Origin of the sequence: Pseudomonas sp. MM211 (genome assembly GCF_020386635.1) — a bacterium.
In the GTDB taxonomy this organism is placed as follows: Bacteria; Pseudomonadota; Gammaproteobacteria; order Pseudomonadales; family Pseudomonadaceae; genus Aquipseudomonas.
Map to the genome: position 1 here is coordinate 1136233 of NZ_CP081942.1, position 24249 is coordinate 1160481.

The following is a 24249-nucleotide window of genomic DNA, read 5'->3' on the forward strand; positions in this document are numbered from 1 at the left end:
TGCCGCCATCGGAACAATTTCGCGGGTCGATCCTAGGTGATGCGACCTGATGCTATAATCACGTCACTCGCATCATCTGAGCCGCCCATGTCCAATCACCTCGGTGAGAATCTCCGGTTGCTATGCAGCCACTACCGCTCGATTGCCGAGGTGTGCCGAAAAGTCGGCATCAACCGCGCGCAGTTCAACAAGTACCTGTCTGGAGAGAGCCAGCCGACGGCCTATAACCTCAAAAGAATTGGGGATTTCTTCGGCGTCGAGGGCTATGAGCTGGGCTTGCCAGGCGATCAATTCGCCCGCTTGATCGGCGCCCGAGGTACGCAGATCGGCGCACCTGCCGAGCAGGATCCGTTACACGAGTTGTTACAGCCGTTACGTGAAAGATCCGGTGATCTCTCACGGTATTGCGGCTATTACTTCGAATATGCCAACTGCATGTCAGTGCCGGGCACCATCCTGCTGTCGCTGATTCACATGCGTGAGGAGGGCGGCACCTTCCTGTTCGAGCGTCAGGAGCGGCAGGTGACCTCCGCCGGCGGGCTCGCCGAAGATTCGGCGCGCTGCCGCTACCTGGGCGCTGCGTTCCAGTTGCAGGATCGGTTGTTCCTCATCGACTACGAGTCGCTGACGGTCAACGAGATGAGCCAGACCATCCTGATCCCCAGCTTCAAGAGCCGCATCACGCGCTTGAATGGCCTGAAGACCGGCGTCTCCAGTGGCGACCGCCGCACACCGGCATGCACCCGCGTGGTGTGGGAGTTTTTGGGTACGGAGATCAACCGCATCAGCACCTATCGCCAGGTGATGCTCTATCAGCCGGATGACCCGCGCATCGACGAAGACATCCGCCAGCGCCTGGCCCACGCGCCGGTGCGTGATGGGTTGTTCGAGGTGGAGTGAGCGGGGTCTGACGAAGTGCCGAGCGGCTGCTTCAAGGCAGAAGCGGACGGAGAGCAGAGCTTTTGTGGGAGAGGCTTTAGCCTCGATTTTGCCTAGCTAGGCGTAAAGAGCTCGCGGCTAAAGCGGATCGCCGCCCGGCCCCTCCCACAAGATCGCGACCGTCCGCCTCTACCTTATCTGTAAAGACGTGCACGTGCAGTCGCGATCAGCACAGCTCCGGGTGTTTGTTGCAGGTGCCGTAGCCTTCGCTCTTCATCTCATCCAGCGCTTTTTGCAGCCGTGCGACGACCTCGTCCGGCGTGTCGAGGTTGAGTGCCAGGTAAAGGTCGGAGCGGTCGAAGGTCAGCACGTTGCGCAGGCCGGTGACGTCCGCCTGGCGGGCCTGGTGGCGCCATACCGGGTCGGTGGTGCCCCACAGGTCGATGCGGCCCTGGGTCAGTTTGGCGATATTTTCCGGGTCGCGCAGTGTGTTGATCGGCTCTAGCCCAGCCTTCTCCAAGGTCTGGCTGGCGGCACTGTCCTTGTAGCTGCCGATGCGGTATTGGCGGGCCTGCTCGAGGCTCGTCAGGTTGGGGATGTTGGAGCCCGGCGCAGCGAGCAGCACGCGCTCGACCTTGGCAATCGGGCCAACCCACTTGAACAGCGGGCGGCGTGCCTCGTTCATCGAGGTGGAAAAAAGGCCGTGGTTGGCGTTGGCGAGGGTGGCGTCGTAGACACGGCTCCAGGGGAAGCGCAGGGTCAGGGTGTAGTCGATGCCGGCACGCTTGAACATCTCGCGCACGATGGTGGTGCTGACCCCCTGGATATTGGCGTCACGGGCGAAATTCTTTTCGTTGTCGGCCATGTTGAATGGCGGAAAGTTTTCCGTTTGTAACACCACCTGATAACCAGGCGGCAGTTCGGCCTGAGCGGGCAGGGCGAAGACGCTGGAAACGGACAGCAAACAAGCGAACCATGCGGCTTTGACGGTCATGAGGGGGCTTCTCTTTGTTGGGCTGCTGCCGTTGTATCGCGCTGGCGCGCAAACGGCAATCGCTCCTGAAAGAGCGAAGCCCCGTACTGTGAACAGATACGGGGCTTCGGGCTGCAGCAGGCGCTTAGCGTTGCTGGTCAACCGCCTCTTTGGCCGGTGGCGTCAGGGGCTTCAGGTGGTGCGGGGCGATCATGTTTTCCGGGCGCAGAATCTCGGCCAGGGTGGTGTCGTCCAGCAGGTTTTCTTCACGCACCAGTTCCAGAACACCACGGCCGCTGACCAGCGCTTCCTTGGCGATACGGGTGGAGTTCTCGTAACCGATGTAGGGGTTGAGTGCGGTGATCAGACCGATAGAGTTCTCCATCAGTGCGCGGCAGTGGGCTTCGTTGGCGGTGATGCCGTTGATGCAATGCTCGCGCAGCATGTCCATGGCGCGTTGCAGCAGGCGGATCGAGTCGAAGATCTTGTAGGCGATCAGCGGCTCCATCACGTTCAGTTGCAGTTGGCCGCCTTCGGCCGCCATGGTCAGGGCCAGGTCGTTGCCGATGATTTCGAAGGCCACCTGATTGACCGCTTCCGGGATCACCGGGTTGACCTTGCCGGGCATGATCGAGCTGCCTGGCTGGCGGGCCGGCAGGTTGATCTCATTGATGCCGGTGCGCGGGCCGCTGGAGAGCAGGCGCAGGTCGTTGCAGATCTTCGACAGCTTGACCGCGGTGCGCTTGAGCATCCCGGAGAACAGCACGAAGGCGCCCATGTCCGAGGTGGCTTCGATCAGGTCGGCAGCCGGCACCAGCGGCTGGCCGCTGATCAGCGCCAGGCGCTGCACGGCCAGGTGCTGGTAGCCGGGGTCGGCGTTGATGCCGGTGCCGATGGCAGTGCCGCCCAGGTTCACTTCGGTGAGTAGTTCCGGCGCCAGGCTGCGCAGGCGCGCCAGGTCTTCACCCAGGGTGGTGGCGAATGCGCGGAATTCCTGGCCGAGGGTCATCGGTACGGCGTCCTGTAGCTGAGTGCGGCCCATCTTCAGTACGTGGCTGAACTCGACGCCTTTGGCGGCGAACGACTGGATCAGGCTGTCCAGGCTGGCCAGCAGGGTGTCATGACCGAGCAGCAGGCCCAGGCGGATCGCGGTGGGGTAGGCGTCGTTGGTCGATTGCGCCATGTTCACGTCGTTGTTCGGGTGCAGGTGCTTGTATTCACCTTTGGCATGACCCATGGCTTCCAGGGCAATGTTGGCGATTACCTCGTTGGCGTTCATGTTGGTCGACGTACCGGCGCCGCCCTGAATCATGTCGACCACGAACTGGTCGTGGAAATCGCCGCGGATGATGCGTGCGCAGGCTTCGCTGATCGCAGCGTGCTTGTTGGCAGGCAGGTAGCCCAGCTCGCGGTTGGCGTCAGCTGCGGCCTGTTTGACCATGGCCAGGGCCACGACCAGTTTCGGGTAGTGCGCCAACGGCACGCCGGACAGGCGGAAGTTGTTCAGCGCACGCAGGGTCTGGATGCCGTAGTAAGCCTCGGAAGGGACTTCGAGGGTACCGAGCAGGTCTTTTTCGACGCGGAACAATGCAGCAGCGGACATGATGTCTCGATTCTCATAAAGGCGCGGAAGATACCGCGATGGGCCTTAGAATAAGGACTGAGGCCCCTGGAAGGCCAATGCTGTTGCTTGCTAGGGTATGCGTAATCGGCATAATGTAGGTGTGACTGCCTCGTTGCACCCAACGTGTGCGTGGCGCTAATGCGAGTCGAGGATGCTCCGTGAATCTGGAAACCAAATGGTTGGAAGACTTCGTGACGCTGGCCTCTACGCGCAGCTTTTCCCAGGCGGCGCAGAAGCGTTTCGTTACCCAGCCAGCTTTCAGCAGGCGTATCCAAAGTCTCGAAGCAGCGTTGGGCCTTACCCTGGTGAACCGTTCTCGCACGCCGGTGGAGCTGACCGAGTCTGGCCAGCTGTTTCTGCTCACCGCGCGTAGCATGGTCGAGCAACTGGGGGAGGTGGTGCGCCACCTGCATCACCTCGAAGGGCAGCAGGGGGAAGCACTGCAGATCGCCGCCGCTCACTCCCTGGTTTTCGGTTTCTTCCCTGAGTGGATTGCCCGCTTGCGCCGCGATGGCCTGCCGCTGACCACGCGCCTGGTGGCGACCAACGTCGGCGAGGCCGTGCACTCGCTGCGCGAAGGCACCTGCGACCTGATCCTCGCCTATCACGACCAGGATGCCGCGGTGCAACTGGCCCCTGACCTATTTCCGTCGTTGCATCTGGGTAATAGCGAGATGCTGCCGGTCTGCGCCGCCGATGATCAGGGCGCGCCGCTCTTCGATCTGGATTCAGGGCAGAGCGTGCCGCTACTGGCCTACAGCGCCGGCACTTATCTGGGGCGCTCGGTGAACTTGCTGCTGCGCCAACGCGCGTTGCGCTCCACCACTGTGCATGAAACGGCCATGGCCGACAGCCTCAAGGCCATGGCGCTGCAAGGCCTGGGCGTTGCCTGGGTGCCGCGGCTGTCGATGAACGCCGAGCTGGCGCGTGGCGAGCTGGTGGTCTGCGGCAAGGAACACTGGTTCATCCCCCTGGAGATCCGCCTCTACCGCTGGAGCATGTCGCGCAAGGCCGCCGTGCGCCTGCTATGGCGCAAGCTCGAAGGTGGTGTGGGGCGTGAAGAAGGCTGAGGCCGTTTGGATGTGATGGTGAGGGAATGGCTTATTCACGCTCACCCAGGCCTACGTCGAACACCTGCTCTCCCGCCCAGTTTTCTGGTAGCAGCCTGGCTCTCACGTAGCGATGAAACGATGACCACGGCCAGTCAGCCACCCGCTCCACATAGCCGTGTTTGCGGGGATTGTTGTGGATGTAATCGGCGTGCTGTGCAAAGTCATTTTCATCGCGGATACGGTGCTCCCAATAACGGCGTTGCCAGATGCCTCTTTCTCCGCGTCTGGCGCGGCTCGGGGAAATGTCTTCGGTGCGCGGAATCGCCCGTGAAAAGTGGGTTTTGATCAAGCGCCAGCGTAGGGCGTAATCCACATCGTTGGCTGGCAGCGTGCAGAGCGCGTGGAGATGGTCAGGCAGGATCACGATCGCATCGATAAACCATGGATGACGGCCCATGGCGTAACGAAAGGCGGCACGCAAAGGGTCGATATGCTCGACCAGCAGATCGCTACTGCGATCAACCAGATTCAGGGTAAAGAACCACGTGGCGCCAGGTGTATGGTCACGGCGGTATTCGGTCATCGTCAGCTTCCTTGCTGATGTGTTTAGTGATGAGTATCGCTTAGCTCGGGCTACGCGCCCCGTCCCATCCTATGGGCTGTGTTTAGCCCAGCCCGTACTTTTTGACCTTATCGAACAAGGTCGTCTTGGCCATGCCCAGGGCCTGGGCAGCCTGGCTGAGGTTACCGGTGTGCTGTTCGAGGGCGTCGACCAGCAGGTTGCGCTCGAAGGCTTCCACGGCCTCGGCGAAGCTCGGTGCGATACCGTCGTTGCTGCCGCTTTTCTTGAAGGCTGGCAGGCCGAGAGCGAAGCGTTCGGCGACGTTGCGCAGTTCGCGCACATTGCCGGGCCAGTCGTGGGCCATCAGTGCTGCGAGTGTGTGGCGATCCAGCTCCGGCGCCGCGCGGTCGAAACGTAGGGCGGAGAGCTGCAGGAAGTGCTCGAACAGCAGGGCAATGTCTTCGCGCCGTTCGCGCAAGGGCGGCAGTTCCAGGCTGACTACGTTGAGGCGGTAATACAGGTCGCTGCGGAAGTGGCCACTCTTGCCAGCCTCGTCGAGATCGGCCTTGGTCGCGGCGATCACCCGGCAGTCGATAGCGACCGACTGGTTGGAGCCCAGGCGTTCCAGGCTGTGCTCCTGTAACACGCGCAGCAATTTGATCTGCAGATTGAGCGGCATGCTTTCGATCTCGTCGAGAAACAGGCTGCCGCCGTTGGCGTGTTCGATCTTGCCGATGCGCCGCTTGCCGGCACCGGTGAAGGCGTGGGCCTCGTGGCCGAAAATTTCGCTCTCGAACAGGTTCTCCGGCAGGCCGCCGCAGTTCAGCGCCACGAAGGCCTTGCTCTGCCGCCGGCTGAAGTCGTGCAGGCAGCGCGCGACCAGTTCCTTGCCGGTGCCGGTTTCGCCTTCGATCAGCACGTTGGCCGAAGTGTCGGCGACGTTGGCGATCAGCTCGCGCAACTGCTGCATGGCCGGCGAGCGGCCGATCAGCCGATGCTCCAGCGCCTGCTTGCCGGCCAGTTGGCGGCGCAGTGACGACACCTCACGGGCCAGGCTGCGTTGCTCCAGCGCGCGGCGGGTGACATCGACCAGGCGCTCAGGAGAGAAGGGTTTCTCCATGAAGTCGTAAGCGCCGTCGCGCATCGCGCCCACGGCCATGCCGATATCGCCGTGGCCGGTGATCAGCACTACGGGCAGCGCCGGGTCGCGGCGTTTGAGTTCGTCAAGCAGCTTCAGGCCATCCATGCCGGGCAGGCGGATGTCGCTGATGACGATGCCGGCGAAGTCCGCATTGATGCGTTGCAGGGCCTGTTCGGCGCTGCCGACCCCGATGCTGGCGATGTCTTCCAGGGCCAGGGCCTGCTGGCAGCCGAGCAGCACGTGGGGATCGTCTTCAACGATCAGCACGGTGAGGTCGTCATTCATTGGGTGTCTCCATGACAGCGGCAACCTGAGGCAGGTTGAGTTCGAAAGCGGTGCCGCCCTGGGGCGGGTGATCGGCGCTGAGGCTACCGCCTGCGGCGGCTGCGAGGCTGGCCGATAGCGTCAGACCGAGCCCCAGGCCCTGTTCGCCGGGCTTGGTGGTGAAGAAGGGTTCGAACAGGTGCGTGCGATCAGCCGGGGCAATGCCGGGGCCGTTGTCGAGCACGCGCAAGCGGTAGCGATCACCATCGGCGCTGCCCTGCAGCCATAAGTGGCGATCCGCCTGGGCGCTCATGGCGTCGGCAGCGTTGGCGATCAGGTTGACGAGAATCTGCTCCAGGCGGGTCTGGTTGATCGCCAGGTGCGCCTCGTCGAACTGGTGGTGAATGTTTAGCGGGGTGCGCTCCAGGCGTGGCTGCACCACCTGCAACGCCGCTTCCACGGCTTTGCTCAGGCTCGCTTCGCCGCCGTCATTGGAGCGCCGCGCGAAGGCCCGCAGGCTGCCGGTGATCTTGCCCATGCGGTCGACCAGTTCGTTGATGGTCTGCAGGTTGGTGGTAGCCACGTCGTACGAGCCCCGGGACAGGAAGCGTACGGTATTGCCGGACAACGTGCGCAGCGCGGCCAGTGGCTGGTTGAGCTCGTGGGCGATGCTGGTGGACATCTGCCCGATCACCGCCAGTTTGCCGGCCTGTACCAGTTCATCCTGGGCCAGGCGCAGGGTCTCTTCGGCCTGCCGGCGTTCGCGGATCTGCGCCTTGAGGCGGTCGTTACTGGCGCGTAGATCGGCGGTGCGTTCGGTGATCTTGCGCTCCAGTTCGCTGTTGGCCAACTGCAGCGCTTCACGGGCTGCGAGGCGCGTAGCGATCACCTTGCGCCGTTCGTTCCAGGCGATCAGCAGAAAGGCCAGCAGCGCGAAGGCAGCGGCGGCCAGCATGCCGTGGCTGACCGCTTCGCGGCGCAGATCCTGTAATGGGCTGAGCAGCGTCAGGTGCCAGGGCGTGTCCTCTAGTTGGCGGCTTTGCGACAGGTAGTTGATCGCCTCGTTGGCCTCCTGCTCGCCGGTGGTGGCGAAGCTGACCTGCTCGACATCGGTGGCCACTGGGGTGCGTGCCAGGGGGATCAACTCATCGAGTGACGACCAGTGATACTGCAGGCTGCGCGCCAGGCGCTCCTTGATCTCGGCGTTCAGTGGGCGCACGGCCTTGAGGCGGCGGGCTGGGTCGCTGGAGAGGATAATGATTCCATTTTCGTCGCTGACGTAGGCTTCCAGGCGTGCTCGCTGCCAGCGCTGTTCCAGCGGATCGAGGCGTACCTTGACCACAGCTACGCCGATGATCCGGCCGTTGGCCTTGAGACCATGGGACAGGTAGTAACCGGGTTCGCCGGTGGTGCTGCCGATACCGTAGAAGCGACCCTGTTCGCCTTGCAGGGCATCCTGGAAATAGGCGCGGAAGGACAAGTCTTCGCCCAGGTAGCTGTCGTGCTGGCGCCAGTTGCTGGTGGCGAGCACGCGGCCGTCGGTGTCCATCACGTAGATGGCCATGCTGCCGCTGCGCCGGTTGAGGCCTTCGAGGTAGTCGTTGACGCGTTGGCGGCGGTAGGCGTCCGGTGTCAGCAGCAGGCGGCTGACGTTGGATTCCAGCTCCAGCAGGCTGGGCAGGTAGGTGTACTTGTTGATCTCGCTTTCCACCGCCCTGGCATTAAGCTCGAGCTGGCGTTCACCGCTTTCGATCAGGTTGCGGATGCCGGTCTTTTCGCTGAGGTAATAACCGGCGTAGCCGCATACGGCGACCAGTATCAGCATCAGCAGGGTCAGCAGCAGGTGACGGACGTAGCGCGGTTTGGCGGACAAGGCAGGCGGCACCACACGAAGGCTGGCGGAGGCGCATTGCATCACAGTCCTCCTGAGCTGGCCAGTTGCAGGGCGTTTGGCGGTTTAGGAGCGGTGGGGCGCCTAAATTTGTCGGCGCTGCGGCTTCCCGCAGCGCCGACAGGGTGGATCAGTGTTGCAGGATCTTGGCGAGGAACTGCTGGGCGCGCTCGGAGCGGGCGCTCACGTCGCCGAAGAACTCTTCCTTGGGGCAGTCTTCGACGATCTGGCCGGCGTCCATGAAGATCACTCGGTCAGCGACCTTGCGAGCGAAGCCCATTTCGTGGGTTACGCACATCATGGTCATGCCTTCGTGGGCCAGTTGCACCATCACGTCGAGCACTTCGTTGACCATTTCCGGGTCAAGGGCCGAGGTCGGTTCGTCGAACAGCATGACGATCGGATCCATGGCCAGGGCGCGGGCAATCGCTACACGCTGCTGCTGGCCGCCGGAAAGCTGGCCGGGATGCTTGTGGGCATGTTCCGACAGGCCTACGCGCTCGAGCAACTGCAGGCCCTTCTGCTTGGCTTCTTCCTTGCTGCGGCCGAGCACTTTGATCTGTGCGATGGTCAGGTTTTCGGTGATGGTCAGGTGCGGAAACAGTTCGAAGTGCTGGAACACCATGCCGACCCGCGAGCGCAGCTTGGGCAGGTTGGTCTTCTTGTCGGCGATGGAGGTGCCATCGACAACGATGTCGCCCTTCTGGAACGGCTCCAGCGCATTGACGCACTTGATCAGGGTGGACTTGCCCGAGCCGGACGGCCCGCAAACCACCACCACTTCGCCTTTCTTGACGTCCGTGGTGCAGTCGGTCAGCACCTGGAAGTCCCCATACCACTTGTTGACGTTCTTGATGGAAATCATACGGCTAACCTTTTTTGCAGGAGCTTGACCAGCTGCGAGGCAGCGAAGCTGATGGTGAAGTAGACCAGGCCGGCGAAGATCAGGAATTCGTGGGGCTGACCGAGGATGTCACCGCGCGAACGGGCAGCGTTGAGGAAGTCCATCAGGCCGACGGTGTAAACCAGCGAGGTGTCCTGGAACAGGATGATGCTCTGCTGCAGCAGCAGCGGGGTCATCTTGCGGAACGCCTGGGGCAGGATGATCAGGCGCATGGTCTGACCGTAGGTCATGCCCAGTGCCTGGGCAGCGCCCATCTGGCCCTTGGGGATGGCCTGGATGCCGGCGCGGACGATTTCGCAGAAATACGCCGCTTCGAACATGATGAAGGCCACCAGACAGGAGGCGAACGCGCCTATCGGCGTGTCTTCACCGGTGATCCAGCGCAGGATGAACGGCACCGCGAAGTAGAACCAGGTGATCACCAGCAGCAGCGGGATCGAGCGGAAGTAGTTGACGTAGGTAGCCGCCAGCTTCGATAGAAACACGTTGCTCGACAGGCGCATCAGGGCCAGCAGGGTGCCCAGCACCACGCCGCCGATGACGCCCATGACCATCAACTGCAGGGTCATGGCCATGCCTTCCCAGAGGCCTGGCAGGGCGGGGATGATCTGACTGAAGTCCATCATTTGCCTCCCACGGAAATCAGGCCCGGCACGGCGACCTTACGCTCGACCATGCGCATGATCATCATCAGGCTCATGTTCAGGGTGAAGTAGATCAACGTCGCCAGGGTGAAGGCTTCGAACAGGTTGGCGCTGAACTCGGCGGTCTGTTTGGTCTGCGCGAGCAGCTCCATGAGACCGATCAGCGAAGCCACCGAGGAGTTCTTGAAGATGTTCAGGAATTCGCTGGTTAATGGCGGAATGATGATCCGGTAGGCCTGGGGCAGCAGCACGTTGCTGTAGATCTGCGGCAGGCGGAAACCCATGGCGTAGGCAGCGGCGGTCTGGCCGGCCGGCAACGCCTGGATGCCGGTACGAACCTGCTCGCAGACGCGGGCTGCGGTGAACAGGCCGAGACAAACCACAACCGACAGATAGGCCGAAGTAGCAGGGTTGAGATCCTGCTTGAACCACAGCTCCAGCGGTTCTGGCAGCAGGTCGGGCACCAGGAAGTACCAGAGGAACAGCTGTACCAGCAGCGGCACGTTGCGGAAGACTTCCACGTACGCCGTGGCGATCCCGGAAATCAGGCGGTTCGGTACGGTGCGCATCACACCGAGCAGCGAGCCGAGTGACAGGGCGATCAGCCAGCCCACCAATGCGATGGCGATGGTCCAGCCCAGGCCGGTGATGAACCAGTCCAGGTAGATCTCGCTGCCAATGCCGGTGGACTTGAAGAATATGCCCCAGTCCCAGTTGTAGTTCATGCGGGTTTCCCCTCTAGTGAGGAAGCGATCTGCTGCGCGTCGGCCCTGCTGCGTTGAAAACAGACTCGGAATGCTCATGTGCTACAGCACACTCCGCTTCCTCGCCTGTTCTCGCCTTGCATGGCTCTAGCTCGCGAGATCTTGAATACGTTGACGAAGGACAACAGTTACCCGTGTCCGCGTGAGCGGACGGTTTTTTGGCTTCGTCAGGAAATTGGAGGAGAGGCCAGCGGCCTCTCCGAGTCCCCGCTACGCCCCCTCTCGTGAAAGGGGCGCGGCATCACACCGTCAGATCTGCTCTACAGATTTGTCGGTTGGTTCAGCGATCAGCTTCTTCAGCTCGTCGCTCATGGGGAAATTGAGGTTCAGGCCTTTTGGCGGAACTGGCTGTTGGAACCACTTGTTGTAGATGTCGTTGATTTCGCCCGATGCGAAGGTCGCGCTGATGGCCTTGTCGACCACCTTCTTGAAGCCTTCGTCGCCTTTGCGAACCATGCAGCCGTAGATTTCGAAGGACTGCGGAGTGCCGACTACATGCCAGTCATCCGGCTTCTTGGCCTTGGCCATCTCGCCGGCGAGCAGAGCGTCGTCCATCATGAAGGCCACGGAACGGTTCGATTCGAGCATCAGGAAGGACTCGCCGTGATCCTTGGCGGAAATCACGTTCATGCCCATCTTTTTCTCGGCGTTCATGGACTTGAGCAGGCGCTCGGACGTGGTACCGGCTGTGGTCACCACGTTCTTGCCCTTGAGGTCATCGAAATCGTTGATGCCGCTGCTTTTCTTGGTCAGCAGACGGGTACCGACTTCGAAGATGCCGACGGAGAAGTCGACCTGGCGCTGACGCTCGACGTTGTTGGTGGTGGAGCCACACTCCAGATCCACGGTGCCGTTCTGCACCAGCGGGATACGGGTCTGGGAGGTCACCAGGTTGTAGCGCACCTTCAGGTCAGGCAGCTCCAGCTCCTTTTTCAGCTCTTCGACCACTTTGAGCTGCAGGTCATGGGAGTAGCCAACCGGCTGCTTGGAAGTGTCGCCGAAGTACGAGAAGGGGATGGACGAGTCACGGTGACCCAGGGTGATGGTGCCCGAGTCCTTGATCTTCTTCAGAGTGCCGGTCAGCTCTGCGGCGAAAGCCGGGCTGGACATCAGGGTGGCGGCAACGGCTACAGCCAGTACGCGGGGGACAATACGCATGGGTCGATTTCCTCGGTGTTGTTGTTATCGAAGCCGTACAGCGTGGTACGTGCTTCCGTGTGGAAGAGCTATCGCATTCCTGAGCTGATAGGGAGCAGGATGTGTGCCAGGCCGCTTCCGGCACTTATATGCTAGATAACTATATGAAAAATATAGATATTTATATCGAGAGCAAGCTATCTAGAGTGGCTTGAGGTTCGGTTGTTCGGTTTTTCGATAGCTTTGCGTTCGGGATTCCGAATGCGGCGGGAGGGCGGCCGTACTGGCCGCCCGGTTTGCTAACTCAGAGATTGCGCAAGAACGCCTTGATGAAGTCGCCCTGATTGGCCGCTTCGCGTTCGGTGGTGAAAAGGATGCGGTCGCCCTGCTCGCGAATCTTCATTTCGGCACCGAAGCTGCATTGCACGGTATCGAATTTGGCGGCCTGCTCCTTGAAAGCAGGAGAGCTGCTGCACAGGTTGTCCATCTGGTTGACCACTTCGCCGCAATAGCTGGAGATGCTCAGTTCCTTCAGCAATTTCTCGTCGATACCGTTGAAGTCCACCTCGGTTTTTACCGGGCTGCCGCAACTGCTGGAGGCTTGCGCATCCATCTGCTCGAGCTGCTCGACGTGATACTGCTGGCGCTTTTCGCGATCAAAGCGAGTGAGTTTTTCCTGCACGCCATCCTTCTTCTGCTTCTCGTAGAGCGCCAGCAGCTCGTTGGTCTTGACGGCCTTGCTGGCCTTCTCGTCGAGGCCCAGATACCGGGGCTCGCGGTCGTTGGGCAGGTACAGCTGGTAGGACTCTCCGCCCCAGGACTGGCGCTGGCCGATGAGTACATAGGCGCTGCCGTCGAGCGTGGTGGTGTAGTCGTTTTCCTGTTGGCCGCGCGGTTTCACGTCGGTCAGCAGTACCACTTCATCCAGGGGATGGTTGATGCCGTTGATCTGCACCAGTGCCTGCTTTTCATCATTGCTGGGCGCGACGGTGACGCTGACTCCGTCACCGGTGGTGAAGGCCTTGGGATATTTGGCGAGCTCCAGCGCACTGGCATTGGCGGTGAGGAGGGTGGAGGCGATAAGCAGCGACAGCCGTGTCATGGCGTAGTCCTTTTCATGGAGTTGGGGGAATTCTAGAGGCGTCCGACAGCGAAGGATGTGACTGCGTTCCCCACTGGCGAAGCCCGCGCTCAGAATTGCATGACCACCCGACCCTCGACCTTGCCGGCGCGCAACTGCTCGAGGATGCCATTGACGTTATCCAGCGTATCGCGGTGGATAGTTGCCTTGACCAACCCCTCGCCAGCAAAGTCCATGGCTTCCTGCAGGTCGGCGCGTGTACCGACGATGGAGCCGGTGATGCTGATGGCCTTGAGCACCACATCGAAGATCGGCGTTGGGAAATCGCCCGGCGGTAGTCCCACCAGCGCCACCGTGCCACCCCGACGCGCCATACCGATGGCCTGGCTGAACGCGCTGTTCGACACCGCCGTGACCAGCACGCCATGGGCGCCGCCGATATCACGCTGAATGACCTCGGCGGGATTCTCGTGGCAGGCGTTGATGGTCAGGCTGGCACCGAGTTTCCTGGCCAGCTCCAGCTTGGCATCGTCGACATCGATGGCGGCCACGTGCAGGCCCATGGCACGGGCGTACTGCACGGCGACGTGGCCCAGGCCGCCGATGCCAGAAATGGCCACCCACTGGCCGGGGCGCGCCCCGGTGACCTTCAGGCCCTTGTAGACAGTGACACCTGCGCAGAGGATCGGCGCGATCTCGGCGAATCCGACGTTCTTGGGCAGAATGCCCACATAGTTTGGATCGGCCAGCACGTATTCGGCGTAGCTGCCGTTGACCGAATAGCCGGTGTTCTGCTGATCAGCGCAAAGGGTTTCCCAGCCAGTAAGGCAGTGCTCGCAGCAGCCACAGGCTGTGTATAACCAGGGTACGCCGACGCGGTCGCCTTCTTTGATCCGCGTCACGCCGCGGCCTACGGCGGCGACATAGCCCACGCCCTCATGGCCGGGAATGAACGGCAGGCTGGGTTTCACCGGCCAGTCGCCGTCGGCGGCGTGCAGATCGGTATGGCAGACGCCAGCCGCCTCGATCTTTACCAGTATTTGCCCAGGGCCGGGCAAGGGAACCTTTACCTCTTCGAGCCGTAAAGGCTCGCCGAAGGCATGCACGACGGCGGCTTTCATGGTCTGTTGCATGGCGCGATCCTCCTCGATAGAGAGCCTCAGTATGGAAGGCCCACCGCGCCACGCACTGTCCCAGGACAATAGCTGCCGCTATAACGCTGTTCCCCGACGAGCGGCCGATTATCGATTTGCGCACGACTGCAGTATAATTGCCGGTTTCCACAAGCCACGCCCTTCGCGTGGCTTGTTGGTTTATGTCGAGGCGCAAGGCGCCCGATGAATCGACATGGCGCGTTGCGCCCGAGACGAGAGAGGCACGACGATGAGCGCACTGGTAGGCGTGATCATGGGTTCCAAGTCCGATTGGAGCACCCTGAGCCATACCGTCGAGATGCTGGATAAACTAGGCATTCCCAACGAAGTGAAGGTGGTTTCTGCCCACCGCACCCCGGATCTGCTGTTCCAGTACGCTGAAGAAGCCGAAGGCCGCGGTATTCAGGTGATCATCGCGGGTGCCGGTGGTGCCGCTCACCTGCCTGGCATGTGCGCTGCTAAAACCCATCTGCCAGTGCTCGGCGTGCCGGTGCAGTCGTCCATGCTCTCGGGCGTCGACTCGCTGCTGTCCATCGTGCAGATGCCGGCTGGTATTCCAGTCGCCACCCTGGCCATCGGCAAGGCTGGCGCCATCAACGCCGCGCTGCTGGCGGCGAGCATCCTTGGGCATCAGCATCCGCAGTTCCACACGGCGCTCAAGCAGTTCCGTGATGAGCAGACCAATACCGTGCTGGATAACCCGGATCCGAGGGCGCAGTGATGAAGATCGGCGTAATCGGCGGTGGCCAGCTCGGCCGCATGTTGGCCCTGGCAGGCACTCCGCTAGGCATGAATTTCGCTTTTCTCGACCCGGCACCGGATGCCTGTGCACAGGCGCTGGGCGAGCACATCCGCGCCGATTACGGCGACCAGGATCACTTGCGTCAATTGGCCGATGAAGTCGACCTGGTGACCTTCGAGTTCGAAAGCGTGCCGGCGGAAACCGTGGCGTTCCTGTCCCAGTTCGTGCCGGTCTACCCCGGTGCCGAGTCGCTGCGCATCGCCCGTGATCGCTGGTTCGAGAAATCGATGTTCCGTGATCTGGGCATCCCCACCCCGGAATTCGCCGATATCCAGTCACAGGCCGATCTGGATGCGGCAGCTGCCAGCATTGGCCTGCCGGCCGTGATGAAGACCCGTACCCTGGGTTATGACGGCAAGGGCCAGAAGGTTCTGCGCAAGCCTGAAGACGTCACCGGTGCTTTCGCCGAGCTGGGCAGCGTGCCGTGCATCCTCGAAGGTTTCGTGCCGTTCAGCGGTGAAGTGTCGCTGGTCGCCGTGCGTGGCCGTGATGGCGAAACACGCTTCTACCCGTTGGTGCACAACACCCACGACAGCGGCATTCTCAGCCTATCGGTGGCCAGCACCAATCACCCGCTGCAGGCGCTGGCCGAAGATTACGTCGGGCGCGTGCTGAAGCAGCTCGATTACGTTGGCGTCATGGCTTTCGAATTCTTCGAGGTCGACGGTGGCCTCAAGGCCAACGAGATCGCGCCGCGGGTACACAACTCCGGGCACTGGACCATCGAAGGTGCCGAGTGCAGCCAGTTCGAGAACCACCTGCGCGCTGTCGCCGGCCTGCCGCTGGGCTCGACCGCCAAGGTCGGCGAGAGCGCCATGCTCAACTTCATCGGCAGCGTACCGGCTGTGGATAAGGTTGCGGCCATCGATGATTGCCACCTGCATCACTACGGCAAGGCCTTCAAGGTCGGGCGCAAGGTTGGTCATGCCACCCTGCGTTGTGCGGATCGGGCGACCCTCGACAGCCGTATCGCCGAGGTACAGGCGCTTATCGCAGCAGGCTAGGCCTCTGGCGCGGGAGGTTGAACCTCTCCAGCGCTGCGCTCGTCAGATGAAAGGCGCCGCATTCGTGCGGCGCCTTTTTCTATTCTGGAGGGCGTCATGGGTATTATCGGCACTATTTTAATCGGCCTGATCGTCGGGTTGATCGCCCGTTTCCTCAAGCCAGGCGATGACAGCATGGGCTGGATCATGACCATCCTGCTGGGTATCGGTGGCTCCATCGCTGCGACCTACGGTGGTCAGGCACTGGGCATCTACCGGGCGGGTGAAGGCGCTGGTTTCATCGGCGCGGTGGTTGGTGCGATCATCCTGCTGGTGATCTACGGCTTGATCACCAAGAAGCGTTGAACCGGTAGCCTGACGCATCGACGACTGGCTACTCCCTGTTGGCTATTACCACCATGAGTCCCGTCGATGCGTTACCTGCCCCTTGTTCTGCTATTGATCTGCGGCATCGCCCGTGCCGAACTGCCCGAAACCGACTGGCTGGAGCTGATGCCCGAAGCGGATCAGCGTGCCTTGGAGCAGATGCCGGAGATCACCCACGACAGCCCTGAAGCGGCTGGCAGTTTCGACAGCAAGGGCGGCCTCAAACAACAGCAAAAGGGCTTGCCCGCCGTCATGTATTCGGCCAAGACAGTGCCGGCCATGAACGGCAAGCAAATTCGTCTCGGTGGCTACCCGGTTCCACTGGAAACCGATAATGCCGGGCGCAGCACGCTGTTCTTCCTGGTGCCATATCCCGGCGCCTGCATCCATGTCCCGCCACCGCCGCCCAACCAACTGGTGCTGGTGCGCTATCCCAAGGGCATCGCCCTGGACGATATCTACGAGCCACTCTGGGTCAATGGCACGCTGAAGATCGAGCCGGTCAGCAATGACCTGGCCGACGCTGCCTATGCGCTAGACGCCAGTAGCGCGCGGATGGTCGAGGAAAGCGATCTGTGATGAACGTTGGCGCCCGGTCGGGCGCCAACGTCATTTAGCTATTCACTAGCGAATCACGAGCTGCATGGCTTGGCGCGCCATGTCGACGACCGCCCTGGCCAGCAGATCGAGCACCCAGCGCAGAAAAAACGTGGTCACTTCGATGGTGGCAGGCACTGCGCGACCCAGGAACTTGAAGATTTTCACGATCAGGGCGCGTATCGAATCGCTGATGTCCTTGCAAAGCTGTGCGCCCTGCACCAGGACACTGGCAATCTGATCCAGCACGGTCATGCTCACGGTGATCGCGCTGCCGATTACCATATTGGCAGCCTTCTTGAGCAGGTACTGCATGGCCTTGGAAATCATCCACAATGTCGCTGCGGAATGCATGGTGGGGCCGTAGCTGGCGCTCTCCAGCCAGATGTCGATTTCCCGATCGAGTGGCGGCTCAGGGTTGCGGTACAGCCCTGTCCAGGTGGCATCGCCAATGGCAGGCAGGTACTGGGTCATACGGTGTGCGTTGGGGCTGATCTGCGCGCCCTTCCAGGGGATCATGCAGACATTGCCGCTGACTGGCACATGGCTGAACGGGAATATCGGCACCATGCTCACCGGATCGGCGCTGTGGTAAACGCGATGGATGTTGGTGGCACCAAGCTTGCCGCTCAGGTGCCGGGCAAAGCCGCCGACACCTGTGCGTGGTGAGCCGAAGGTGTAGAGCTTGATTCCGGCCACGCCGAGTTCACTGAGGTGATCTGCCGCCAGAGTAGCCAGCGCACCGCCCAGGCTGTGGCCCACGCAGTGCACGGTGCTGGGGTTGCGTCCACGCATGAATGAATCGAGATCATTGCGTAACGACTTGAACGTTTCATTGAAGCCTGCGTGCACAGGCCAGGTGCTCGGGCCGCGTTGCAGGCCGGCGTTCGCATCGGTCATAGCATCTGCAAAGGTGTCGGTGCCGCGAAATGCCAACAGCATCTCTCCCTGCCGCCCCCCTACGCCGTGTACGGCATAGGCGAAGCCTGTCCGTGTACGGAAAACGGCACCGCTGGTTCCACTGGCCATTTGCAGATTGGAGAAGTCGAATGAGTTGCTCAGCCCGAGACGGGCGGCTTCATCCTCCACACCACCTTTGGATGACATGACGGCATCCTTGACGGTGTAGACATGCGTTGCGATCTGCGCGGATTGTTTGGGGCTCAAGGGGTTCACAGCCGAATCCTTCTGGTCTGATGATGGGGGCGTTACTGAAGAACGCAGATGCCGAATGTTTCAGTTTCCGGGTGAGCGACGGGTTCGCTGTTGAGCTCACAGATGAACTTCAGTGGGCGGCCCTTCACCTCACCCAGGTTGTCATAATTGTGTTTGGTGAATACCCAGCCTTTATGTTCCTTACCCTGATAGCGCAGGGTGATTCGCTGGCCGGTCACCGGTTCGTGGGGCATGAAGCCTGCTGTCAGTGATTTCGCAGTCACGGCCGGCAGTTGAAAGCGGCCTTGAGCATCGGATTGTGTGGTGTTGGTACGGTGCTCGTTTTTCCAATGCCAGTGATATTCCTGTTCTATCTCCACACCCTGAACAGGTTTCCCGTCGAGCAACACGGTGCCCTCTACCTCGGAGAACAGATAAAGCGTCTTAGAAAAAGCCATGGCGTAACCCTGTGTGAGTAGTCCGATAAGCAGCAATGCGCAGCAGGAAAGTGTTTTGCGGTTCAAGGTCGTTCCCTCGCCGAATGGCTGAGCGTTTCGGGACGTGCCGCAGGTTGATTGCTGCGGCGAGGAGAAATCAGCGGCGCTATGCGCAGACTGATGCGGTAGTCATGCTTGTGAGCAGGCGGTTTCTTCGAGCGGGATTTCTGCCCATGGCTGGCGTCGGAGTATAGCGACGGGGACAGCTGGGATTTCTTGAGCATGTTCGCACTCTCCTTGTGTCATTGATTGATTGATTGGGCTCAGCAGCCCAGCAATCGCTTTTGCCGGCGTGCCGGCGCATCCGTTGCAAACAGCATGCTGGTCGGCTGGTAGCGCGCTAGTAAGCTGGCCGCTGCGCGTCTCTGCCGCTGTGTACCGCTGCGCAGCACGGCCATGCACTGTCTCTCGCTGAACGGCTGGCCCAGCAAATGCCCGATGCCCGGCTGCAAGCTCTGCTGCTGGCCTTGCCACCATTGTTCGACCTGATACGGGTCGGGCCAGGGCAGGTCGATGTCCGGATCCATGCTGACGTTTGTCTCGGACGGATCATCGGTAGGGCCTTCGTCGTAGTCGGGATAGACGCTCAATTCCAGGTCGAGTTCCGCGAGGTCCGCACCGGTAATCAGGCTGAACGCTTCACCCGCCGCACGGGCCGTGGGCAGTTCGTGCATCTGCCGAATCAGCCAGGCAATGGTCTGCGGATCACCGAGCAGACCGATGGCCTGGATCGCCATATGGCGGTGCGCCTCGCTCTGCATCAGGCCGCGCAACCAGGCAATGCTGGCCTCTCGCGGTTGCCAGGCGAGCAGTACCTCGAGCGCGGGCCGGCGGCGCTCACCCGGCTGCTCGGCGAACAGGCGCAGATTGCCGAGCGCCTCCTGGTCGCCCATCTGGGCGCTGGCCCAGTTGCTCCAGAAACGCACGTCATCGTCACCGTGCAGGCGGTGTTGGCGCAGCGTCTGCTGCAGCAGGTCACGGCGCCGCAGGGTACCAGCCAGCCGAGCCGCGGCGGCCAGTACGCTGGCATCACCGTGGCCGAGGGCCGAGAGCAGCGCCGGGCCTGGATCCTTGCCGTGCAGTGTGTGGGCAGCCAGGGCGATCCGTCGGCGCTGTACGTCAGTGGCATGCAGATCGCCTTCGATCAGCGCGGAGACTTCGTGCCACTCCAGCCAGCCTATTGCGGCGACAAGAAACGGCTCGCCCTCAGGGTTGGCGTGCAGATGTTGATACAGCGTTTCCAGGGCGCTGTCGTTACTCAGGCGCAGTGCCAGCGCAGCCGTAGCGAATACCTCGCCCTGGGCGTGTGGGGTCAGTTGCTCCAGCAACAGGTGAAGCCCTTTGAGGCCGGCGACCTGCAGACCATCGAGATGCGCCTCGATCCGCTCGTCCAGATCGCCGAGATGCTCCAGGTCATAATGGGGCGCGCCTACCGCGTAGCTGCGCAGGCCTGCGAGGAAGGCGGCTTCTTCGGCGTGTTGGTCGAGGATGGTGGCGATCATTACTCGACTCGGGTCCACGAAGTACCGTCGAAGGCCAGAATGTCATTTTCCCCGATGACCAGAGCAGCCCATCAGCACTGCTCAGACTGTGGCAGCTATTGGGGATCAAATCACCGAAGTCGACCAGCTCAAGCTGGTCTCCGTTGAGCCAGTACAGTGCATGGAGCGTAGAAACATAAAGCTTGCCGGCGAACCACTCGAGATCCCAAATATCTGAATCGGTAGCCTCATGATCAAGGTTTTCCCATTGATCGTTTTTACCCCGCAGAAGAATGCCGTGCATACCGCACGCATACACCCAGCCGTCTTCGGCACAGCACACCCGAGTGAGATTTATGTTGGTAGGACTGGCGCAGTTCTTCCAGGCAGCACCATCGAAATGCCAGATTTCGCCATACCAGCCGACGGCGTAGATATCTTGCTCGCTGTAGCCATGAATGGATTCGAACCCGAAAACTATGTCCTTGGCTGGTTGGTTAGGCATATCGCCGTGTAGAGCGATCCAATTGTCTGGGCTCTCTCGTTTGAATACCTGACGATCCATGCCGCAGACATAGGCGAAACCACCGATGTTGCGTATTTCTCGCATGATGCTCAGCGTTACGCCGGGACAGGTTATCTGCTCATCGTAATCGTCGTTGTTGCCCATCACACGGATATTTCCGTGTTCGCCCAGCGCGATAGCTTGGTCTTTTGGGGTTTGAGTAACGCAGATCGAATGAGCGTTCCAGCGTCCTATCTCATACATGCCCCATCCGCCATTATCCCAGGCATAAAAAGATGTATGTGGTAAGCCGTCTGCCGCAAGATCAGGATCAATGCACAAGACATAAGCGAGGTCGCCGTAGCGCACAGCCCCGCTGCGGTAACGGTAACCAACATCTTTGAACATCATCGTGTGATACTCCCTGAGTTATCTATCAATCGTTTGCCCTTGTCATATTGCTGCCAAGCCTGCTCAGCAACCTTGCTGTCAGTTTTGCCACTGGGTGACGACGGTATTTTCGTGTTTGGTTTTACACCCACTTCTGGACTGGAATGGTAGGCATTGAGTTGCGATTCCAGGCACTGCTGATCACACCCGCTCTGAAAGACCATATTCACTGACGCCGCGCCGCATTCAGTGGCCTGGCGCAAGGTCCATGTGCCATCTGGAGCCAGCTTTTTTGCCCTGACGCCTTGATAGGTGTGCATCAAACCGTGGGTTGCAGTCGTATTGTCAGGGCCTTCCGCACACACGCAGGGTGCTCGATCAAGGTCATATTTCGAGTTCTTGAACTGCGCCCGTAGTGAGCCACCGTCTTTGCGGGTTCCTGGCTCAAGAAACGCCGAAGCCTCTATAAGATGATGGCCTGTCTGGCCAGGGCAGCAGCCCGGCTGGCGGGTTTTGCCGCGGCCTTTGGGTTTGTAGGGCGTTAGCATGCAGCGCCGAGCCTGCAGGCATTTGTTGGCTCGATTTTTACTGGCGAGTCGCTCGTAGGCGCTTTTAACTGACGTATTGGCCTGGGTTCTGGCAGGGGAGCCCTTAGCGGTAAGCGCCCGCGCTTTTTTTGCTTTCACCAGTTCTGTGGTTGGCGGACACGGCCCCCATCCCCATGAGGTGTGTATTCCTTGCAGGCATCCTTCTCTTTCTTGATGTCTTCCTTGCACGGCCCTTCTCCCTTGCTTACCGCCATCTGATCCAGATACGGCCAGGTCGGCGTATTGCCCGGCATCGACCCATGGTTATGGGTCGTCAGATCCATATGCCGCACCACGTTCTTGCCTTCGAACTTGACGTCCATCGACCAGGACGTGAAGTACACCTTGCCCTTGATCTTGCCCGTGATGATGCCTTTCTTCGGGGCGCGGCCGGGTTCGTCGCCGTAGCTGGTCTTGTAGTAGCTCTTGTTCTTGAGCATCACTTCCTTGCGGGTGATGCGGATGGTGCGCGTGCCCTTGGTGGTGTCCTTGGACAGCCCGGTGTTGGGGTACGGGATCGGAATGCCCAGGGGCATCGGCGGCGTCTGCGGTGGGGTGAAGCAGACGTCGGGAAAGGCGGCGATGGACTTGCCGCTGGCTGCCTTGCAGGAAATCTCCCGGTTGTTGGCATAGACCTCGTTGGCCATCAGGCTGCTCCTACCTGCTGATAACGCAGCAGCGCCACGGCGCGCTCGCCGGCATCATTGCCCAGTTGATAGACGATGTTCGAACCCAGGCTGTAGCCCTTGCGTGACGCGGCCAGGGCCACTGCCAGCATGGCCGGGCCGATGGCGGCGCCGCATTCGCCGATACAGTCGGCGGGGTGCCAGATATCGAACTCCTCCTTGACCACCCGCAGTGTGCGGCTCAGCGCCAGGGCTGCTTCCTTGAAGTAGTACTGCTCGCCGGAATTGTCGGTCAGCCGGTAGTCCATCTGTTCCATGGGGCAGTTGCCATCCTTGAGCGCCGCCTGGGTGGCCTGCACCAGCCCGTCGGCGCGCAGCGGGATGTCGTCGGCCTCCACGGTGGCCTTCTCGACGCCAAAGCCCAGCCCGAAGCAGATCAGCTGTTCGGCGTCCTGGCGCACCGGCGCGCCGACCACCACCGCCGCTGCGCCTTCACCGGGAATGAAGCCGTTGGAGTGGCGGCTGGTCAGCAGCCGCTGACGTTGCTCGAAGGCGGACAGGGTGGCTGCGTTGAGAAAGGAGTCGACCCCGGCGATCAGCACGTACCGATGACCGCCTTCGTGGATCAGCCGGCGTGCATTGAGCAGCGCCACGCCGGCGCTGACCCGGCCGCGCGGGATGAGCGTGGACGCACCATGAAACTGCACACCCAGCTCACGCTCGATATCGCGCAGCAGGCTGTTGTCCAGGCCGTCGCAACGCCCTGGTCGATCCAGTTCAGCGACGCCGAGCAGCAGCGGCGTAGCGGCGCAATCCAGGCCAGGCAAGGCGGCGAGGCTTTCGGCGATGGCGCGGGCGGCCATCTTCACCAGCTTGGCTCGGCCGCGCCAGGCCTCCTCCAGTGGCACGCTGGCGGCGACCTGCCATTCACCGCCGCCGTCGATGAAGCGGGTTTCCTGAAAATTGTCGAGGGCGCAGCGGATCGCCGCGCAACTGGCCGGCGCGCTCAGGCCCACGGCGCTGACCATACCGCTGGAGAGGATGCTGAGGGCGCTCATGACAGGTCATCCTCAGTCGAACGACTGCGACTCAACGCGGCCAGCGACGGGTAATAGTCCTTGCCCAGCTCACGGGCGCGCCACCAGGCGCGGGACTTCTCGCCCACCAGCACCTGGGCGATCTCGAACAGGCTGCGTTTGAGTGGCCGGCGCGTGCGCCAGGTGATTTCCACATGCCCGGCATCGGTATCGACCAGCAGGGTGTCGATGACCGCATCTGCGGTTTCATGGCCGCCGGCGCTGAGGAAATAGGTCACCGGCATGCGCACACTGGGCACCCGGAAGCCGGCGCGTTCGCTGGGCAGCAGGCCGAGCAGGAAAACCTCTTCGCCGCCCTTGAGGTAGTCGGTCTGCTGGTCGGCCGGGGCGGCCTGGAAATAGCGTTCGTCGAAGTCCTTGGGCAGGAAGGGAAACTGTTCGTCCTGCCAGGCCTGATCGTAGGTGCCGGCGAAGCCGACGCGCGCCTGCCAGTGCTTGCCCAGCGGGCCCAGGGCCATGGGTTCGAAATCGCCATGGGGCACATCCACGGGCTGGCCGAGCTTTTCGGTGCTGGGCATCGGCATGCCGACCACGGTGCCGCCGCTCAGGCTGCGCGGGTACCAGCCCTGGCCGGCCGGGTTGCGCAGATTGCACAGCAGGTGCTCGGGGTTACTCGGCGCCGTGTGGTGGCCGCCGAAGGCACTGGCGTAGGAAATGTCCTGACGTACGAAGGGCTGTGGCGCGCCGGCGCTGGTGCCCAGGGCGCCGGGTTGCCAGTGCCGCGGGCCGTACACGCTGAATGCCTTGCTGACCCGGCCGACACGGATGCCCACGGTCAGCTGGCTGACCGGGCGGCCGCCTGGCGCGTGTGCGCTGCCGCTGACCAGCACGTCGCAGTATGGCTTGAACGGCGCAAAATCGAATTCGCGCAGCGGCGCGGAGAGTGCCGGGTCACCCGCGAAGGTGTCGCTCATCAGCAGCCGCTGCTGCTCATCGAGCAGGCGCGCCACGCTGCCGTCCACCGGCAGATCGAAGGTGCCCTTGACGATGACCACCAAGTATTCGCGGCCATCAGCATCCAGACCCTGGTTGTAGGCGGCCACCATTCGCGTGGCGTTGAGCAGTTCCATCA

Annotated in this window: 23 protein-coding genes and 1 pseudogene; 6 read left to right on the plus strand and 18 right to left on the minus strand. The window is 61.6% G+C overall.

Going from position 1 to position 24249, the window contains the following annotated elements; all coding sequences use genetic code 11:
* Positions 1-87 precede the first annotated feature (87 nt).
* Positions 88-900, plus strand: coding sequence for a helix-turn-helix domain-containing protein (locus tag K5Q02_RS05045; RefSeq protein ID WP_225837034.1), 813 nt, complete (start codon positions 88-90; stop codon positions 898-900).
* A gap of 205 nt (positions 901-1105) precedes the next feature.
* Here the strand turns inward: K5Q02_RS05045 and K5Q02_RS05050 are convergent, their stop codons facing one another.
* Positions 1106-1873 (minus strand): substrate-binding periplasmic protein, encoded by a 768-nt coding sequence (locus K5Q02_RS05050; RefSeq protein ID WP_225837036.1) that lies wholly within the window; start codon positions 1871-1873, stop codon positions 1106-1108.
* A 124-nt stretch (positions 1874-1997) separates the two neighbouring features.
* On the minus strand, positions 1998-3455 hold the full coding sequence (gene aspA, locus K5Q02_RS05055) for an aspartate ammonia-lyase (protein WP_225837038.1): 1458 nt from the start codon (positions 3453-3455) through the stop codon (positions 1998-2000).
* Positions 3456-3634: 179 nt separating this feature from the next.
* Between aspA and K5Q02_RS05060 the strand changes: the two genes are divergently transcribed.
* Entirely contained in the window at positions 3635-4546 is a 912-nt protein-coding gene (locus K5Q02_RS05060) for a LysR substrate-binding domain-containing protein (protein ID WP_225837040.1), read from the plus strand.
* 31 nt (positions 4547-4577) lie between these two features.
* Here K5Q02_RS05060 and K5Q02_RS05065 read toward each other — a convergent pair whose 3' ends face one another.
* From K5Q02_RS05065 to adhP, 9 genes are all read right to left on the minus strand, one after another.
* Positions 4578-5111, minus strand: a complete 534-nt coding sequence (locus tag K5Q02_RS05065; protein WP_225837042.1) for an REP-associated tyrosine transposase — start codon at positions 5109-5111, stop codon at positions 4578-4580.
* A gap of 82 nt (positions 5112-5193) precedes the next feature.
* Positions 5194-6468, minus strand: a complete 1275-nt coding sequence (locus K5Q02_RS05070) for a sigma-54-dependent transcriptional regulator (protein WP_230411031.1) — start codon at positions 6466-6468, stop codon at positions 5194-5196.
* A 40-nt stretch (positions 6469-6508) separates the two neighbouring features.
* Positions 6509-8410 carry a sensor histidine kinase gene (locus K5Q02_RS05075; RefSeq protein WP_225837046.1) on the minus strand — a complete coding sequence of 634 codons (1902 nt, stop codon included), beginning with the start codon at positions 8408-8410 and terminating at the stop codon, positions 6509-6511.
* A 106-nt stretch (positions 8411-8516) separates the two neighbouring features.
* On the minus strand, positions 8517-9251 hold the full coding sequence (locus tag K5Q02_RS05080; protein ID WP_225837048.1) for an amino acid ABC transporter ATP-binding protein: 735 nt from the start codon (positions 9249-9251) through the stop codon (positions 8517-8519).
* On the minus strand, positions 9248-9916 hold the full coding sequence (locus K5Q02_RS05085; RefSeq protein ID WP_225837051.1) for an amino acid ABC transporter permease: 669 nt from the start codon (positions 9914-9916) through the stop codon (positions 9248-9250). Before K5Q02_RS05085 ends, K5Q02_RS05080 begins: the two co-directional genes overlap by 4 nt.
* Positions 9913-10659 carry an amino acid ABC transporter permease gene (locus K5Q02_RS05090; RefSeq protein ID WP_092371531.1) on the minus strand — a complete coding sequence of 249 codons (747 nt, stop codon included), beginning with the start codon at positions 10657-10659 and terminating at the stop codon, positions 9913-9915. The genes K5Q02_RS05085 and K5Q02_RS05090 overlap by 4 nt, the downstream gene beginning before the upstream one ends.
* Positions 10660-10947: 288 nt before the next feature.
* Positions 10948-11856, minus strand: a complete 909-nt coding sequence (locus K5Q02_RS05095; protein ID WP_225837053.1) for a glutamate/aspartate ABC transporter substrate-binding protein — start codon at positions 11854-11856, stop codon at positions 10948-10950.
* 283 nt (positions 11857-12139) lie between these two features.
* A complete protein-coding gene (locus tag K5Q02_RS05100; protein WP_225837054.1) occupies positions 12140-12937 on the minus strand; it encodes a hypothetical protein in 798 nt (265 codons plus the stop codon).
* Between the two features lie 89 nt (positions 12938-13026).
* Positions 13027-14049, minus strand: a complete 1023-nt coding sequence (gene adhP / locus K5Q02_RS05105; protein ID WP_225837056.1) for an alcohol dehydrogenase AdhP — start codon at positions 14047-14049, stop codon at positions 13027-13029.
* A 250-nt stretch (positions 14050-14299) separates the two neighbouring features.
* On the opposite strand from adhP, the gene purE reads away from it, so the two are divergent.
* From purE to K5Q02_RS05125, 4 genes are all read left to right on the plus strand, one after another.
* Positions 14300-14791, plus strand: a complete 492-nt coding sequence (purE, locus tag K5Q02_RS05110; RefSeq protein WP_225837058.1) for a 5-(carboxyamino)imidazole ribonucleotide mutase — start codon at positions 14300-14302, stop codon at positions 14789-14791.
* Positions 14791-15876, plus strand: a complete 1086-nt coding sequence (locus K5Q02_RS05115) for a 5-(carboxyamino)imidazole ribonucleotide synthase (protein WP_225837061.1) — start codon at positions 14791-14793, stop codon at positions 15874-15876. Before purE ends, K5Q02_RS05115 begins: the two co-directional genes overlap by 1 nt.
* A 96-nt stretch (positions 15877-15972) precedes the next feature.
* Complete coding sequence (locus tag K5Q02_RS05120) at positions 15973-16221, plus strand: GlsB/YeaQ/YmgE family stress response membrane protein (RefSeq protein WP_084303730.1); 249 nt, start codon at positions 15973-15975, stop codon at positions 16219-16221.
* A 66-nt stretch (positions 16222-16287) separates the two neighbouring features.
* Positions 16288-16821, plus strand: coding sequence for a DUF3299 domain-containing protein (locus tag K5Q02_RS05125; protein ID WP_225837064.1), 534 nt, complete (start codon positions 16288-16290; stop codon positions 16819-16821).
* Positions 16822-16866: 45 nt separating this feature from the next.
* Here the strand turns inward: K5Q02_RS05125 and K5Q02_RS05130 are convergent, their stop codons facing one another.
* The 7 genes and pseudogenes from K5Q02_RS05130 to K5Q02_RS05160 form a co-directional block, all read right to left on the minus strand.
* Positions 16867-17946 (minus strand): lipase family protein, encoded by a 1080-nt coding sequence (locus K5Q02_RS05130; protein ID WP_225837066.1) that lies wholly within the window; start codon positions 17944-17946, stop codon positions 16867-16869.
* A 101-nt stretch (positions 17947-18047) separates the two neighbouring features.
* Complete coding sequence (locus tag K5Q02_RS05135; RefSeq protein ID WP_225837068.1) at positions 18048-18518, minus strand: DUF4198 domain-containing protein; 471 nt, start codon at positions 18516-18518, stop codon at positions 18048-18050.
* A 236-nt stretch (positions 18519-18754) separates the two neighbouring features.
* Positions 18755-19993, minus strand: a complete 1239-nt coding sequence (locus K5Q02_RS05140; RefSeq protein WP_225837070.1) for a TIGR02270 family protein — start codon at positions 19991-19993, stop codon at positions 18755-18757.
* On the minus strand, positions 19905-20888 hold the full coding sequence (locus tag K5Q02_RS05145; protein WP_225837072.1) for a hypothetical protein: 984 nt from the start codon (positions 20886-20888) through the stop codon (positions 19905-19907). Before K5Q02_RS05145 ends, K5Q02_RS05140 begins: the two co-directional genes overlap by 89 nt.
* Positions 20885-22101: pseudogene (locus tag K5Q02_RS05150) on the minus strand (PAAR-like domain-containing protein). The gene K5Q02_RS05145 and the pseudogene K5Q02_RS05150 overlap by 4 nt, the downstream one beginning before the upstream one ends.
* Positions 22101-23138 (minus strand): beta-ketoacyl synthase N-terminal-like domain-containing protein, encoded by a 1038-nt coding sequence (locus tag K5Q02_RS05155; RefSeq protein WP_225837073.1) that lies wholly within the window; start codon positions 23136-23138, stop codon positions 22101-22103. Before K5Q02_RS05155 ends, K5Q02_RS05150 begins: the two are co-directional and overlap by 1 nt.
* Positions 23135-24247 carry a DUF2169 family type VI secretion system accessory protein gene (locus tag K5Q02_RS05160; protein ID WP_225837075.1) on the minus strand — a complete coding sequence of 371 codons (1113 nt, stop codon included), beginning with the start codon at positions 24245-24247 and terminating at the stop codon, positions 23135-23137. The genes K5Q02_RS05155 and K5Q02_RS05160 overlap by 4 nt, the downstream gene beginning before the upstream one ends.
* Between the last annotated feature and the right edge of the window lie 2 nt (positions 24248-24249).

Excerpts from the sequence above, each read along its gene's own strand:
- K5Q02_RS05045 (WP_225837034.1), top strand. The coding sequence starts at position 88 with ATGTCCAATCACCTCGGTGAGAATCTCCGGTTGCTATGCAGCCACTAC.
- K5Q02_RS05050 (WP_225837036.1), bottom strand. The coding sequence starts at position 1,873 with ATGACCGTCAAAGCCGCATGGTTCGCTTGTTTGCTGTCCGTTTCCAGC.
- aspA (WP_225837038.1), bottom strand. The coding sequence starts at position 3,455 with ATGTCCGCTGCTGCATTGTTCCGCGTCGAAAAAGACCTGCTCGGTACC.
- K5Q02_RS05065 (WP_225837042.1), bottom strand. The coding sequence starts at position 5,111 with ATGACCGAATACCGCCGTGACCATACACCTGGCGCCACGTGGTTCTTT.
- K5Q02_RS05075 (WP_225837046.1), bottom strand. The coding sequence starts at position 8,410 with ATGCAATGCGCCTCCGCCAGCCTTCGTGTGGTGCCGCCTGCCTTGTCC.
- K5Q02_RS05080 (WP_225837048.1), bottom strand. The coding sequence starts at position 9,251 with ATGATTTCCATCAAGAACGTCAACAAGTGGTATGGGGACTTCCAGGTG.
- K5Q02_RS05085 (WP_225837051.1), bottom strand. The coding sequence starts at position 9,916 with ATGATGGACTTCAGTCAGATCATCCCCGCCCTGCCAGGCCTCTGGGAA.
- K5Q02_RS05090 (WP_092371531.1), bottom strand. The coding sequence starts at position 10,659 with ATGAACTACAACTGGGACTGGGGCATATTCTTCAAGTCCACCGGCATT.
- K5Q02_RS05095 (WP_225837053.1), bottom strand. The coding sequence starts at position 11,856 with ATGCGTATTGTCCCCCGCGTACTGGCTGTAGCCGTTGCCGCCACCCTG.
- K5Q02_RS05100 (WP_225837054.1), bottom strand. The coding sequence starts at position 12,937 with ATGACACGGCTGTCGCTGCTTATCGCCTCCACCCTCCTCACCGCCAAT.
- adhP (WP_225837056.1), bottom strand. The coding sequence starts at position 14,049 with ATGCAACAGACCATGAAAGCCGCCGTCGTGCATGCCTTCGGCGAGCCT.
- purE (WP_225837058.1), top strand. The coding sequence starts at position 14,300 with ATGAGCGCACTGGTAGGCGTGATCATGGGTTCCAAGTCCGATTGGAGC.
- K5Q02_RS05115 (WP_225837061.1), top strand. The coding sequence starts at position 14,791 with ATGAAGATCGGCGTAATCGGCGGTGGCCAGCTCGGCCGCATGTTGGCC.
- K5Q02_RS05120 (WP_084303730.1), top strand. The coding sequence starts at position 15,973 with ATGGGTATTATCGGCACTATTTTAATCGGCCTGATCGTCGGGTTGATC.
- K5Q02_RS05125 (WP_225837064.1), top strand. The coding sequence starts at position 16,288 with ATGCGTTACCTGCCCCTTGTTCTGCTATTGATCTGCGGCATCGCCCGT.
- K5Q02_RS05130 (WP_225837066.1), bottom strand. The coding sequence starts at position 17,946 with ATGTCATCCAAAGGTGGTGTGGAGGATGAAGCCGCCCGTCTCGGGCTG.
- K5Q02_RS05140 (WP_225837070.1), bottom strand. The coding sequence starts at position 19,993 with ATGATCGCCACCATCCTCGACCAACACGCCGAAGAAGCCGCCTTCCTC.
- K5Q02_RS05145 (WP_225837072.1), bottom strand. The coding sequence starts at position 20,888 with ATGATGTTCAAAGATGTTGGTTACCGTTACCGCAGCGGGGCTGTGCGC.
- K5Q02_RS05155 (WP_225837073.1), bottom strand. The coding sequence starts at position 23,138 with ATGAGCGCCCTCAGCATCCTCTCCAGCGGTATGGTCAGCGCCGTGGGC.
- K5Q02_RS05160 (WP_225837075.1), bottom strand. The coding sequence starts at position 24,247 with ATGGAACTGCTCAACGCCACGCGAATGGTGGCCGCCTACAACCAGGGT.